The sequence below is a fragment of the Clostridium facile genome (assembly GCF_014297275.1).
Taxonomy (GTDB): domain Bacteria; phylum Bacillota; class Clostridia; order Oscillospirales; family Ruminococcaceae; genus Massilioclostridium; species Massilioclostridium facile.
On the sequence record NZ_JACOQK010000001.1, the window covers coordinates 1,441,745 to 1,455,815 of the forward strand.

Annotated in this window: 9 protein-coding genes; 7 read left to right on the top strand and 2 right to left on the bottom strand. The window is 36.6% G+C overall.

What is annotated here, in order from left to right:
- Positions 1 to 62: 62 nt before the first annotated feature.
- Positions 63 to 3,497, bottom strand: a complete 3,435-nt coding sequence (locus H8Z77_RS06010) for a glycosyl hydrolase (protein WP_186996475.1) — start codon at positions 3,495 to 3,497, stop codon at positions 63 to 65.
- A gap of 208 nt (positions 3,498 to 3,705) precedes the next feature.
- Between H8Z77_RS06010 and H8Z77_RS06015 the strand changes: the two genes are divergently transcribed.
- Complete coding sequence (locus tag H8Z77_RS06015; RefSeq protein WP_069989300.1) at positions 3,706 to 4,713, top strand: AraC family transcriptional regulator; 1,008 nt, start codon at positions 3,706 to 3,708, stop codon at positions 4,711 to 4,713.
- Between the two features lie 4 nt (positions 4,714 to 4,717).
- Here the strand turns inward: H8Z77_RS06015 and H8Z77_RS06020 are convergent, their stop codons facing one another.
- Positions 4,718 to 6,064, bottom strand: coding sequence for an MATE family efflux transporter (locus H8Z77_RS06020; RefSeq protein WP_186996476.1), 1,347 nt, complete (start codon positions 6,062 to 6,064; stop codon positions 4,718 to 4,720).
- 142 nt (positions 6,065 to 6,206) lie between these two features.
- Between H8Z77_RS06020 and H8Z77_RS06025 the strand changes: the two genes are divergently transcribed.
- From H8Z77_RS06025 to H8Z77_RS06050, 6 genes are all read left to right on the top strand, one after another.
- On the top strand, positions 6,207 to 6,665 hold the full coding sequence (locus H8Z77_RS06025; RefSeq protein ID WP_069989304.1) for an Lrp/AsnC family transcriptional regulator: 459 nt from the start codon (positions 6,207 to 6,209) through the stop codon (positions 6,663 to 6,665).
- Positions 6,666 to 6,928: 263 nt separating this feature from the next.
- Positions 6,929 to 8,188, top strand: coding sequence for an SPFH domain-containing protein (locus H8Z77_RS06030; RefSeq protein WP_186996477.1), 1,260 nt, complete (start codon positions 6,929 to 6,931; stop codon positions 8,186 to 8,188).
- Between the two features lie 14 nt (positions 8,189 to 8,202).
- Positions 8,203 to 8,883 carry a hypothetical protein gene (locus tag H8Z77_RS06035; RefSeq protein WP_186996478.1) on the top strand — a complete coding sequence of 227 codons (681 nt, stop codon included), beginning with the start codon at positions 8,203 to 8,205 and terminating at the stop codon, positions 8,881 to 8,883.
- An 85-nt stretch (positions 8,884 to 8,968) separates the two neighbouring features.
- Complete coding sequence (locus H8Z77_RS06040; protein WP_186996479.1) at positions 8,969 to 11,491, top strand: DUF6273 domain-containing protein; 2,523 nt, start codon at positions 8,969 to 8,971, stop codon at positions 11,489 to 11,491.
- A 180-nt stretch (positions 11,492 to 11,671) separates the two neighbouring features.
- Positions 11,672 to 13,015, top strand: coding sequence for an MATE family efflux transporter (locus H8Z77_RS06045; protein WP_186996480.1), 1,344 nt, complete (start codon positions 11,672 to 11,674; stop codon positions 13,013 to 13,015).
- A 140-nt stretch (positions 13,016 to 13,155) separates the two neighbouring features.
- Positions 13,156 to 14,058: a DMT family transporter gene (locus H8Z77_RS06050; RefSeq protein ID WP_186996481.1), complete on the top strand. Its 903-nt coding sequence runs from the start codon at positions 13,156 to 13,158 to the stop codon at positions 14,056 to 14,058.
- The last annotated feature ends 13 nt before the right edge of the window (positions 14,059 to 14,071 follow it).

Here is a 14,071-nt window from a genome sequence, read left to right on the forward strand (position 1 = left end):
TTTTTTATTTAGTCTATTAAAAAACACCGGTATTTTATACCGGTGTTTTTCTTATGGCAAGATTATTTTTTCCGTTTTAAAAATACAATTCCAGCTCCCGCTACTAATAGCGCAGCAGCCCCTACAATTGGAAATACATCTCCTGTTTGTGGACTATTCTGTCCATCAGTACTTGAAGTAGAATCTGTTGAAGATTCTGGTTGAGAGGATTCCCCTGGATGAGATGGTATTGGTTCTTCCTGTGAATTTTCATACACGGTTTCCATTACATAAGGAGTTAATGTCACATCTGTTAAACCAAAATCACAAGTTTTATTAATAAAACTGAGTTTACTAAACAGAGAATCTGGGTCTGCTTCGTACAAAATACGATTGGACATTGTAGTTGTTAACTCAATTTGTATGGAGTTTTCTCCTGGTTGCAGATATTTACCAATATCCACTTGGTCACTGGATTGATTAATATGATGAATCTGATTGCCATTTACATAAATATTAGTAATCATATCATTGTTATGGGAGAAGTTCAAATAATATCCAGAGGAATGGTTATCCCAGTTATCTGGAAGATTTATAGTAGTAGTGTAAGTGCCAATACCACTGACATTTCCCATTTCATCAACTTCCAATTTAGCCAACTGTTCCGCTGTAGCTGGAATATCCTTCCACAGCCCTAAACCAACCGAGCCAAAATCCACTGTGGTCTTTTTGGAAGCAGTCAAATCCGTTTGGTTGGCTTCCACATCTGGCCCCCAACTTTCAATGGATAAATTCCAATCAGTCAAATTCATTTGTTCTGGAATCTCATCCACTGTTATGGTCTTATAGGTATCATCTGAAAATGCAGTATGATATTTTCCTGGCTGTGTTGCCCGAATTTCCATTCCGTTTTCTGTATAATTTACGGTAGTATCCGCATCGGTTGCCCATACAGAATTTGTTTCTCCAAACTCTTGCTGGTCATTGGAAATTGCGATAAAATCTGCTTCTCCAGCATCTAAAGTCACTGTCATAGAAACTTTATCATTCTGCTTTTGATAGCAGGCAATTGGTTCTATTTCCCCTGTCCAAGCATCCAACTGATATGGAACTCCTGTACCATTAAAAGTAACATCAAAGGTAACAGGTTTTCCGTTATCATTATACAAATAATAGTAGTTACTGCCGTCCGTATCCTGATGGAGGTTTACCCTTACATCTTTTTGGGAATAACTAGCGTTTGGAGAAAGCTGTTGTTCTTTTAATATACCAAACAAAGAATCCATATCCTGTACGAAATACACATTATCCAACTGCTGCATTTTGGATACAGTTTCTTGCAATTCACTGCTAGAGCCATTTATAGAACCTGTCTGGTTAGTATCAGAACCTTTTACTTTTTCCGGTAAGCTTCCCGCAAAAATAACAGGAAGCCCCTGTTGCGCCATCTGGTAAAGTTTTTGTACTGTTTCCAATTGTAATGTATCCAGATTATCTACGATAAACGCTTTCGCCTCGGAACCATCTGCGTTTAATACTCCATTGGTTACAGAACATTCTTCCATATTCAGAACACCCTCTGTATACACTCCATAAGTATACCCCTGATCCAACAAAGCTGTATAAGAAGATAAATCGTTTTCCCTTCCATCATTGGCTCCGGATAAGGATTGATGTTCCTCATCAAAAGCTGGCGTTAAAATCGCTAGATCAGCCTTTGAAATTCCAGATTGTAAAATTGCCTCTGTCCGTGCGATATAGTCAGAGAAAATATCAATATTCTGCCAGGAAATCTGGCGAGTTCCCCAACAGTCCCCAGTAGAAACGAAAGTGGTCCATCCTGGCCATACATCCGCAGTATCCTTTCCTGGTACATTCATATTTTCGGTATTTGGATAAGAATAGCCGTGGATAACAATCCTGTTTACACCAGCCGCGAATTCCGCATTTAATGTGGCAACATCCTGTTTCCAGGTTAAGGTATAAGGAGCACCATTCCCTAGAGTTTCATCAGAAACCAGGTTTTTTCCCGCTGTATGTACCCCTGTAGAAACAGTACGGAAACGGTCAAAGGATTTACCAAATTCGATGGTTTCCCCTTCAGCTACATCCACTGTAGCGGCTGCCAAGCCGTGGTCAAGGGAACCATAGTGGGCATAACTCTGGGTTTTTAACCCATATCCAAATGTTTTTGCCCAATCCTGCAAGGATTTTAAGTGTACATTATTGTACAGATAATCTTCTACCAGGCTGCGGTCTTGGATAAAGTCCTGTTCATTTCCTTCACTGGATGTGATTCCATTTAACTCACTAAATAAGTAAGGTAAATATTTTGTCACATCATACCCTAATACTTCCTGGAACGAATTTAACATATCTTTATTCCAAAACATAGTAGCATTATTTGCTTCCAATGAATCCTCAAAGATATTGCCTCCGCGTTGTTGCATCAAAGAGATCAGTTCTTCATTTAAAATATTGTTGTTCCAAAAATCAATTAAAGTAGATACCCCGGTTTGGCTGTAACTATCCAATACCGTCCCACAGGTTGCAAATGATTTTCCGATTACCCCCATCTCTCCAAACGGACCAGATGGTGAAACAGTATCCCCTGTACCACGGCGGTAAAAACTAAATACAACCCAATCCCCTGCCTGGATATCATCACCAGTAGAAGGAGTATAACCATTTAATTCTGGAACAGAAGATAAATCGGTTTGATAATAATACTGCTGATCTTGCAATTTTTGTTTATCACCCCAGCCAGATACGTCCAAAGTAACACCGGCATTATGATATAACTGTTGGCAATATTCATCATCCGGGTTTGGAATTCCTGCAGGTGTTTGTTTTTCTGCTTGGGTAGTAAGATTGCTAACATCCTGCATGGTACTATTGTCTAATACTAATCCTTTTTCCGTTACCTCACTTACCTTTGCAATCGTAGCCGCTACAAAATGGTCTGCGAAAATAAAGGACTCCCCAGATTCTGTTGCCAGTTTGGTTTGAGGTAACGATAAATCGTTGATTCCTGTTGTAGTAATTTTTTGATAAGTCATCTGCAATTCCTGGGAAGCAGCATCATCGTTTGGATCAATCGTATCCAAAGCTGCTGGCCATTGGGTACATACCGTTAAATCCACATTAAATTCTCCTGGAACTGCGTTAGCTGCTTTGTACACCTTAATCAAAGCTTGTTGCCATGCTGGTGTCCCCCAACCATTGGTTGCAAGGTCACCTTCTACCCTACTATAAGGCACATGTGCAATTTCCACTCCGCTAAATCCAGCTTCCTGAATTGCTTTGAAATGCGCTTCCAATACTGATTGATCCACCGAAGCATCTGGTAACCAAAACCGGAACATTCCTTGGGCTTGGTTATCCGGATTACGGAACTTATCCACCATGCTAATTGATGAATCCTGTTCTGCAGCTGTTGCTGGCAGGCTTGCCGCTACTGTAGGTATCGCAACAGCCGCTGCAATCACACAGGCTAACATTCGTTTCAACTGTTTCATACTCTTCCTCCAATTTTAAAATCGTTTTATTGTTGATTCATAAAAATGAACTTGATTTTTATTATATTTATTTTTAACAACAAAACAATTGGAGGGAATTGTGCAAAAACTATGACAAAAATGAACTTAAAATACAGTATGACGGTTTTTTATTTCTTTTTCTGTGAAAATATGCTATATTTATAGTATCAAGAAAGGAAGATATACCATGAAAACCATAAACCAATATATCCAGGAGTGTTACCAACAATACTTAGAATCCCCAAAAAATGACCAGGATATTTTGTTTCAAAAACAGCTAATTGAGCGGTTAAAAAAAGAAAACAAACAGTTTGGGCATGCAATTGTACCGGAAAATATTCCTGGTGGGATGGCCGTCCATTTTCATGGATTTCCACCAGAACCAGAATTGAAAGATATTTTGAGATGTTTCCACCGACATGATTATTTTGAACTAATTTATGTTTATCACGGAAATTTCTATAATCAGTTCCAGGATCAAACGCTACAACTCCATCAAGGAGATTTACTCTTATTAAATTCCAATGTGCTACACAGTGTTTACACCGAATGTAAAGAGGACATTGTATTCGATATTATGATTTCCCGCAATCTATTTCAGCAGTCGGCAGCTTCTATTTTAAAGGATAACCCGCTCTTTTCTTTCTTTTTTATGGACTCGCTGTATTCCAACAATAAAAATCAGCGTTATCTATATTTTGAATCGGGTAAATCTCCAGAAGCAACAAAACTAATTCATACCATTATTCTAGAATCCATCAACCAACGCCCTTGTAAAGATAATATGATGCAGGCAGCTTTAATGATGTTATTCGCCCATTTATCTAGAATGCAAACTGAAACAAAAGGGTTACCCCTTCATCAACAGGATAAAAACTTTAAAATATTTGAGATTATCTCCTACATGGATGAAAACTGTACCTCCCTTACTTTGGAACAATTGGCAGAAAAATTTCACTATTCCACCAGCTATTTATCCAAACTCATTTTACAAACTAGCGGAAAACATTTTGGAGAACTAATCCAAAAATTTAAACTAGAAAAATCCGCTTGGTATCTGACCCACACTCCCCTTTCGATTGGAGAGATTGCCAAAGCCATTGGATTCCAGGATGAGGCGTATTTCTATCGTTTATTCAAAAAACACTATGGCATTACGCCAAAATCCTACCGCAACCAGTCTATTGCTTATTAAAAAATTAATTATCCAATGATTGATAAATTTGTTTCCGTTTCCCTTTATAATAGAAATATCCTACTAAATCTGCCAATACCCAACCAATTGGAATAGACCACCAAATACCCACAACGCCAACAGCAGGGATAGCAGCCAGAATGTATGCCAATACTACCCGTGTTCCAAGGGAAATCACAGTCAGCACCACTGACATTCCAGGTTTCCGCATAGCGCGGTATAGCCCATAAAATAGAAACAAACAGCCAATACCACAGTAAAATGTCCCTTCAATCCGTAAGTACTGTACACCAATGGCGATAATTTCGGTTTCTTGAGGCTGAATAAAAATCAACATCAACCATTTCGCAAATACAAATACGCCAACTGAAATAATCACACAGAATAATAATACTATCTTTACCGCGCTATGGATTCCTTTTTGAATCCGTTCTGATTTTCTTGCTCCGTAATTCTGAGCAATAAAGGTGGAAAAGGCATTTCCGAAATCTTGTGCGGGCATATAGGCAAAGGAATCTATTTTTACCGCTGCCGCAAATGCCGCCATAACAGCAGTACCAAAGCTGTTTACTAGTCCTTGTACCATCAAAATTCCAAAATTCATAACAGATTGTTGGATACAGGTCAAAAAAGAATATTGAGAAATCTCTTTTACAGAGGCTTTATCCAAATACAAATGCCGTTTTCCAACCCTTAAAGAAGGACATTTCCACAACACATAGATGGTAATGCCGATACCGGATACACCTTGTGCTATCACTGTGGCAATTGCAGCTCCAGCAACTCCCCAATGGAAATCCAAAATAAACCAGATATCCAATACAATATTCAACAGTGCGGACACTGCCAAAAATACCAATGGCACCATAGAATTCCCCACCGCACGCAATAGGGATGCAAAATAATTATAGAGGAAGGTAAAACCGATTCCAATAAAAATCACTTGTAAATAATCCTGCATATAGGGAACAACATCCGTTGGTACTTGTAGTAACGAAATAATTGGGTTCATACCAACAAATACTATCACATTAATCACCAGCGCAACTAGGGCGATTAACAAAAACGAAACAAAGGAACTGTGGCGTAAGCGTTCCATATCTTTTTGCCCATATTGAATTGAAAAGACAGCCCCGCTCCCCATACAAAGCCCTAATAATATAGAGGTTAAAAACGTCATTAAGGTATAGGAAGATCCCACTGCCGCCAACGCATTCGCCCCCAAAAACTGCCCTACAACTAAAGTGTCTGCTATATTGTAAAACTGCTGCAATAAATTTCCCAAAATCATTGGTACAGCAAATGCCAACATTTTTTTAGTAATATTACCTGTTGTCAAATCCTGTTGCATAAATTCACCCTCTTAATTACGAAACGATATTTTTATATTACGTTTTGTAATTATCATAATCTATCATCGAACAATTTGTCAAGTAATTTGATTGCAAAAATGAAAAAAAGGTTTATAATAAAGAAGAAGGAGGGATTCCAGAATGTTCTTAGATGGCTTGGACGAGTTAGACCAAAAAATTCTCACTCTGTTAATTCACAACGCTAGGATGTCCTATTCAGATATTGGAGAACAGGTAGGGATTTCCCGGGTTGCGGTAAAAATGCGTATTCGCTCGTTGGAAGAACGGGGCGTAATTGAGGAATATACTACAGTAATTAATCCACAAAAAATAAGTGGAGCTGTTTCCTGCTATTTTGAAATTGAACTTCACCCGGATTCCTTACAAAATGTGATAGATCAATTATATCATCATCCTATTGTGACCCAAATTTATCGGGTAACAGGAAAAAATAAACTCCATGTACATGCAGTCGCCGCGAATCAGGAAGAACTGGATCAATTTATTTGCGAAACCATCGACCATCTTCCTGGAATAGAACAGATTAGCTGCAATATTATCCTATCCCGCATTAAGGATATTAAAGGATTACGTCTTTAAAACGCTTACCTTCTTCATGAACTGAAGAAGGTATTTTTTATTTTTGGCTAGAATATAAATTATCGGTAATCCTTATCTATTTTACCTGAATATATTGACAATTTTCGTGAGAAACGGTATCATATAACTTATGAATAATCATCAAAATATAAAATATAAATCCGATTATAATTGTATCATTTGTTTGAATATATCATTTCTATCACAATTATTTTGTCGAAATTACTATTTTTCTCGATTCAAGAAGAGGAGGTCTCATCCATATGGCAGTAATTGATGTTATTAAATATGAAGGTGATAACGGTACGTTTATCTGGAAACATCCCCGTGAAGATTTTAATAAACTTTCCCAGTTAATTGTACATGAATCCCAAGAAGCATTATTCTTTATGAATGGCCAAGCTTTGGACCTCTTTGGTCCTGGCCGTTATCCATTGGAGTCACAAAACATCCCACTGTTGAATAAACTGGTTAAAATTCCTACTGGCGGGGAATCCCCTTTCCATTGTGAAGTCTATTTCATTAATAAAACTGAACAGATGGCGATTAAATGGGGGACGGATAGTAAAGTCCAGTTTATGGAGCCTACCTATCAGTTCCCAATTCAGATTGGTGCTTGCGGGGAGATGAGCCTACGGGCAGAGGATTCCCGTAAACTGCTCTTAAAATTGGTAGGAACAGAAACTTCTTTAGATCAGTCCAAATTAGTTGCTTATTTCCGCGCGTTTTTAATGACAAAAGTAAAAACCTACCTAGCGCAGACAATCAAAGAAAAGCAAATTAGTATTTTTGAGATAGATGAACATCTCAGTGAACTTTCTACCGCATTACATCAAAAATTAATCGAAGATTTTTCTGACTATGGTGTTGCGCTGGAACGCTTTTTTGTCACAACGGTAGTAAAACCAGATGGAGACCCTGCTTATGAGCAATTTAAATCACTGCATTTCCGTCAATATGCAGATGTTGCGGAAGCAAAATTGCGCCAGCAGGTAGGAATTATTGAACAGCAGACAGAAGCCCAGAAGATTATCATTGAATCCCAAGCAATCGCACAAAAACGAGCACAGGAAGGCTATACATACCAGCAGGAACGCGGATTTGATGTAGCTGGGAAAGTAGCGGAAAACGAAGCTGTTGGCCAGTTTACGAATATGGGGATTGGATTAGGAACCATGGCTGGCGTTGGTGGAGCTGTCGGCGGTGTTGTTGGTGGCGCAATCAATGATGCAATGGGAACCCTTAACCCTCCTACTTCATCCAGCAATACAGCTGCTATTGCATTAAAGTGTCAAAAATGCGGAGCTTCCCTACCCAATGGCGCAAGATTCTGTTCAGAATGTGGAGAACCTGTTCCAACTGCATCCGATGATACCATTATTTGCCCCGCATGCGGAAAGGCTATTCCAAAAGGAAAATTCTGCTTGGAATGTGGCCATAAATTAAATACAATTTGTCCTAACTGTGGTGCAGAACTTCCAGACGGAGCAAAATTCTGCCTGGAATGTGGTGAGAAACTGTAGGAGGTTTGGCAATTATGAAAAAAAATACTTTGGTAGAAATAATAATAGCCCTGGTTGGCTTAATCGCATTTAATATTGTGGCGTTTTGTGTACCACATCTTCCAACACTTAGTTTTTGGATTGGATATGGCTTTTGCTTATTGGCTTTTGTTTTAGAAATTATTTTTTCTGCTCTTGCGTTTGGAAATAATAAAAAAACCTCTTTTATGGGATTGTCAGTCATCCAGCTTTCTTCTATCTACCTTATTTTACAGGTAATTTTCAGCTTTGTTTGCATGTTTGTTCCTGTAATTCCAGGTTGGGTTGCATTGATTGTCAGTGCAGTTTTAACAGCGTTTTTTGTTATTCAAATCCTTTCTGTATTCATTACTCGAAATATTGTTGGAGGAATTGATGAAAAAGTGAAAAATCAAACTATTTTTATTCGCTTTTTATCGGTAGAACTGGAAACCATGGCTGCCAAATCTACTGACCAAGCTATTTCCGCTGAACTTTCAAAAATAAAAGAAGCCGTCCGGTACAGTGACCCAATGTCCAATCCAGCATTGCAGGACGTAGAATCCAGAATTTCTGAGCAATGCCGTATTTTAGAATATGCAGTGACATCGAACCAGCTGGAACAGGTAAAAATGATTTGTAACCAAATCGGACTTTTATTAACCGAGCGAAACCAAAAATGCAAATTACTAAAATAAGAAAGATACACTGTTGAAGTTCAACAGTGTATCTTTCTGCCTACCTTTTTAGGCGTAATACAATCATCTTTGGAGGGAATTATTCATGGCAATTTTTAAATGTAAAATGTGTGGAGGGGACCTTAATGTTACCGGGGAAACTGGAGTAGCCGAATGTGAGTACTGTGGTACCCAGCAAACAATCCCAAAACTAAATGATGAAAAACGGATGAATCTTTATGACCGCGCCAATCATTTCCGCAGAAATAATGAGTTTGATAAAGCGATGTCGATATATGAGTCGATTTTAGAAGAAGACCACACGGATGCAGAAGCATATTGGTCATTGATTTTATGTAAATATGGGATTGAATATGTAGAAGACCCCTCTTCCCATAAACGAGTTCCAACCTGTAACCGCACCCAGTTTACTTCCATTTTTGACGACGTAGATTACCAATCCGCTTTGAAATACGCAGATCCAAACCAAAAAAGGATTTACGAAACTGAAGCAAAAGCAATTGATGAAATTCAAAAAGGGATTTTGGAAATTTCACAAAAAGAGGAACCCTTTGACATTTTTATCTGCTATAAAGAAACAGATAATCATGGAAGAAGAACTCCAGATAGTGTATTAGCAACAGAATTATACCATGAGTTAACTGAAATTGGATTTAAAGTATTCTTTTCCCGTATTACACTAGAGGATAAACTGGGTTCCGCTTATGAACCCTATATTTTCGCAGCCTTAAATTCTTCAAAAGTAATGGTGGTACTGGGAACTCGGGCAGAGTATTTTAATGCTGTCTGGGTAAAAAATGAATGGAATCGTTATTTGGCATTAATCCGACAAGGGGCAAAAAAGACCTTAATCCCTGCATACAAAGATATGGACCCCTATGACCTCCCAGAAGAATTCTCCCATTTGCAGGCATTGGATATGTCTAAATTAGGTTTTATGCAAGACCTGACCCATGGAATCCAAAAACTAGTAGAACCAGAAAAGGAACAAGAGGATGATACTGCTACCAGTGGTGTTACCGTAAATTCTTTGTTAAAACGTGCGCACATTTTTTTGGAAGATGAAGATTGGGCGTCCGCAGATGAATACTGTGAAAAAGTATTGGATATGGACCCAGAATTTTCGGATGCATATATAGGTAAACTTTTGGCATTTTATCATTGTAAGACAGAACAAGAATTAACTAAGCTTTGTATTCCTATTGAGAACAACAACAATTTTGAAAAAGCTCTCCGTTTTGCTGACCCAGAAACAGCTCAAAAACTAAAATCCTACCAAGAACAGACCTTAAAAAATTATCATTATCAAAAAAACGAGGAAATCTATCAGCAGGCAATGGAACAACTAAAGTATTGTACAAATAATACTCCATTTATTAAGATTATACAACTCTTAAATAAAATTCCAGAATATAAAGATGCAAAAGAAAAAATTGCATTCTGTAAAGAAAAAATTTATCAGCTAGCAATCTATGAACTTGAATCAGCAGTAAGTATCCCATCTTTTTACCACATTATCTCTCTTTTAGAAAATATTCCTGATTACAAAGATTCCACCGAAAAAATTAAGTTGTGTAACCAAAAAATTGAAGATTGCAATTATGCTCCTATCTATTCATCTGCAAAGCTTTTAATGCAAAGTAATATTTTATCTAATTTATATACCGCAAAAGAAAAACTAGAATCTATTCCTAACTATCATGATGCAAAAGAATTAATAAAACAGTGTAATGAAAAAATTTCAGAAACAGAAGATAAATTAAAGCAAAATCTTTCGCTTCAACATCAAAAAAAGATGCAAAGAAGAAGATTAATCAAAATAATTGGTATTCCTATTGTGATTTTAGCTGTTTTAATTACAGTGGGTATTATTATTTTTTCTGTTGTCATTTCTCCATCCATGAAATACAATCAAGCAATTTCTGATTTTAATAATAGAAATTATCTGGAAGCAGCTGAACTTTTTTCAAAAGCAGGCTCCTATCAAGATAGCTCTCACTATTTACAAAATTGTATCGAAAACCTCCACGGTCAAACGGTTACATTTGGCAATTATCCTCAGACTGACCCGAATCAAAAAGAACCTATTGAATGGAGAATTCTTACTGTAAAGGACGGAAATGCATTATTGCTATCCGATAAAAGTTTAGACTGTCGGCCTTTTATTGATTCATTAGATGATTATGGAACTTGGTATCATTCTACTTTAAGAAAATGGTTAAATGAAGATTTTATGAAAACCGCTTTTTCAAAACAAGAACAACAAAAAATTATAACTAGCACTATATCTACCCCTCCAAATCCAACATATGGTACTTTAGGAGGACAAGATACAAAAGATAAACTGTTTTTACTTAGCATTGATCAAGTAGAAACTTATTTTCCAGAAAAACAAAACAGGTTTTCACTTCCAACTCAACAACTTGAAGATACCATATTATCAGAATTTTTACCACGAAATGGATGGTATCTACGTTCTCCTGGTATGACAGCTGGACTAATATCCTGTGTATCTACAGTAGGTGAAATAAATATGGTAGGTAAATATGCAGAAAACCGAATGGAAATACGTCCTGCTATGTGGATTGCGGTAAAAGAATTCGTATAATGTTAGGAGAGGCAGTATCTAAATAGGTACTGCCTTTTCAATAACAAAAAATTTAATTGATGATAATATAAATTATATAGAATGATAAAATTAAATTATTATAAAGAAAACTATTGAAAATCACTTTTATTTTTTCTATAATAAATTGATTTTTATATTTTGAAAAAAGAAGGTGATTTGATGGAAAAGGATTTAACCAAAGGAAACCCATTTCCAGTATTATTAAAATTTTCAATTCCTGTTATTGGAGGAAATGTATTTCAGCTATTTTATACTTTAGCGGATACCATGATTGTAGGGCAAACAATGGGTGCTGATGCTCTAGCAGCAGTCGGGGCGACCAGTACTGTAGTATGTTTGATTCTATATTTCATCCAAGGTCTTACCAGTGGCTTTGGCATTAAATTAGGACAGTTCTTCGGAGCCAAAAATAAAATGCAAATGAAACGCAGTGTTGCTACTTCTATTTTGCTATCCATTCTGTTTACCATTTTTATTACTATTATCAGCTGCTCCCTAGCCCACCCAATAATGGGATGGATCCATACACCAAATGATATTTATCAAATGGCTTATGACTATATGTTTGTTATCATGCTTGGAACAGGAGCGACGGTATATTACAATTTAATTTCCAATATTTTAAGAGCATTGGGAGATAGTAAAACACCACTGTATTTTCTAATTTTATCCTCTATTCTAAATATTATATTAGACTATATATTTATCGTCCCATTCGGATGGGGAGTAGCTGGCGCTGCTTATGCTACTGTATTGTCCCAACTTGTTTCGGCTATTTTATGTACCCTGTTTGCTTTGAAAAAGTTTGATATCATGCATTTACAAAGTCAAGATTGGAAAATTACAAAAGAAGATATCTTTTCCCATTTAAGAATTGGATTTCCTATGGGCTTCCAGATGTCAGTTATGTGTATTGGACTATTAGCGATGCAATCTGCTGTAAATAGCATTGGAACCAATGCCATTGCAGGATATACCGCAGCTACAAAAATGGACCAAATTTCCGTATTAATCAATAACGCATTTGGCATTGCTATTTCAAACTATGTGGCACAAAACTATGGAGCTGGGCTGGTTGCAAGGATAAAAAAAGGCGTCCTTGATTGTTTTATTATGACAACCATAGCCAATATTCTCATTGCTGGATTAATGTTATTGTTGCAGCCATGGGTAGTTCCCTTATTTGTAGAAAACCCAAATCCAGAAATTTTTATGTACGCAAAAGATTATTTATTTGTTGTAGTCCCCTTTTATATTCTGTTGGGGATTTTAATTACTTACCGTTCCGCAGTACAAAGTATTGGCATTACATGGGGGCCATTTATCGCTTGCATGATTGAACTGGTAATGCGTGTTTCATGTGCCTTGGGATTAGTATATCTTTGGGGATATAAAGGAGTTTGTTTTGCTACCCCAATGGCATGGTTAGGCGCAGTTGTATTCCTATTACCTGTATATTTCAAGAATATGCGTTCTCTTTCCACAACTGTAAATTTAAAATAAAAAAGAGAACTACGATAGCGCTCTTTATAATATTAATTCTATCAGGTATACCAATATCATATAACATTCTATACAACTATTGAAAAACAATATTTGCTATGATAGGCTATATAATAAACGAAGAATTAAAGGAATTTACAATGGAACATAAGCGATTTTTTGGACATTTAACAGCATTATTTACAATTATCATATGGGGAACTACCTTTATTTCTACAAAAATCTTATTAGTAGATTTTACACCAATCGAAATATTATTTTTTCGGTTTGTATTGGGACTAATCGCGTTGGTAATTGCCTATCCACGACGTTTAAAATTAACTGATGGAAAACAAGAGTTACTTTTTATAGGAGCTGGGGTAACCGGTGTAACCTTGTATTATTTGCTGGAAAACATTGCTTTAACTTATACAATGGCTTCTAATGTAGGTGTTATTGTTTCTATTTCACCATTTTTTACGGCAATTTTATCTCATTTTTTCTTGAAAGGTGAAAAATTAAAAATAAACTTTTTGATCGGTTTTATCGTAGCTATTACTGGAATCTGCTTGATTAGCTTTCCGGATTATTCTGATGTACACCTAAATCCGATTGGGGAGATATTAGCGATTTTAGCTTCCTTTATTTGGTCTATATATTCCATTCTCACTCGAAAAATTAGCATGTATGGATACAATACGATACAAACAACCAGAAGGACGTTCTTTTATGGGACTGTATTTATGATACCAGCGTTATTTTTCTCGGATTTTAAATTTGACCTTATCCGTTTTTTCAATCCCACCTATCTGGGCAATATTTTATTTTTGGGTTTAGGGGCTTGTGCGCTTTGTTTTGTCAGCTGGAATTTAGCAGTAAAACAGCTTGGTGCTATTCAAACAAGCGTTTATATTTATATGGTTCCAGTGGTTACTATTGTTACATCTTTTCTTATTCTGCACGAAAACATAACTTGGATCACTATCTTAGGCACATGCTTAACATTAACCGGCCTTGTTATCTCAGAAAGCCAACATTTTTTAGCAAACCGAAAAAAACACTAGTTACGAAAAAACT

What these genes read in the sequence shown, in the direction of transcription:
- H8Z77_RS06010 (WP_186996475.1), bottom strand. Translation starts at nt 3,497, where the DNA reads ATGAAACAGTTGAAACGAATGTTAGCCTGTGTGATTGCAGCGGCTGTT.
- H8Z77_RS06015 (WP_069989300.1), top strand. Translation starts at nt 3,706, where the DNA reads ATGAAAACCATAAACCAATATATCCAGGAGTGTTACCAACAATACTTA.
- H8Z77_RS06020 (WP_186996476.1), bottom strand. Translation starts at nt 6,064, where the DNA reads ATGCAACAGGATTTGACAACAGGTAATATTACTAAAAAAATGTTGGCA.
- H8Z77_RS06025 (WP_069989304.1), top strand. Translation starts at nt 6,207, where the DNA reads ATGTTCTTAGATGGCTTGGACGAGTTAGACCAAAAAATTCTCACTCTG.
- H8Z77_RS06030 (WP_186996477.1), top strand. Translation starts at nt 6,929, where the DNA reads ATGGCAGTAATTGATGTTATTAAATATGAAGGTGATAACGGTACGTTT.
- H8Z77_RS06035 (WP_186996478.1), top strand. Translation starts at nt 8,203, where the DNA reads ATGAAAAAAAATACTTTGGTAGAAATAATAATAGCCCTGGTTGGCTTA.
- H8Z77_RS06040 (WP_186996479.1), top strand. Translation starts at nt 8,969, where the DNA reads ATGGCAATTTTTAAATGTAAAATGTGTGGAGGGGACCTTAATGTTACC.
- H8Z77_RS06045 (WP_186996480.1), top strand. Translation starts at nt 11,672, where the DNA reads ATGGAAAAGGATTTAACCAAAGGAAACCCATTTCCAGTATTATTAAAA.
- H8Z77_RS06050 (WP_186996481.1), top strand. Translation starts at nt 13,156, where the DNA reads ATGGAACATAAGCGATTTTTTGGACATTTAACAGCATTATTTACAATT.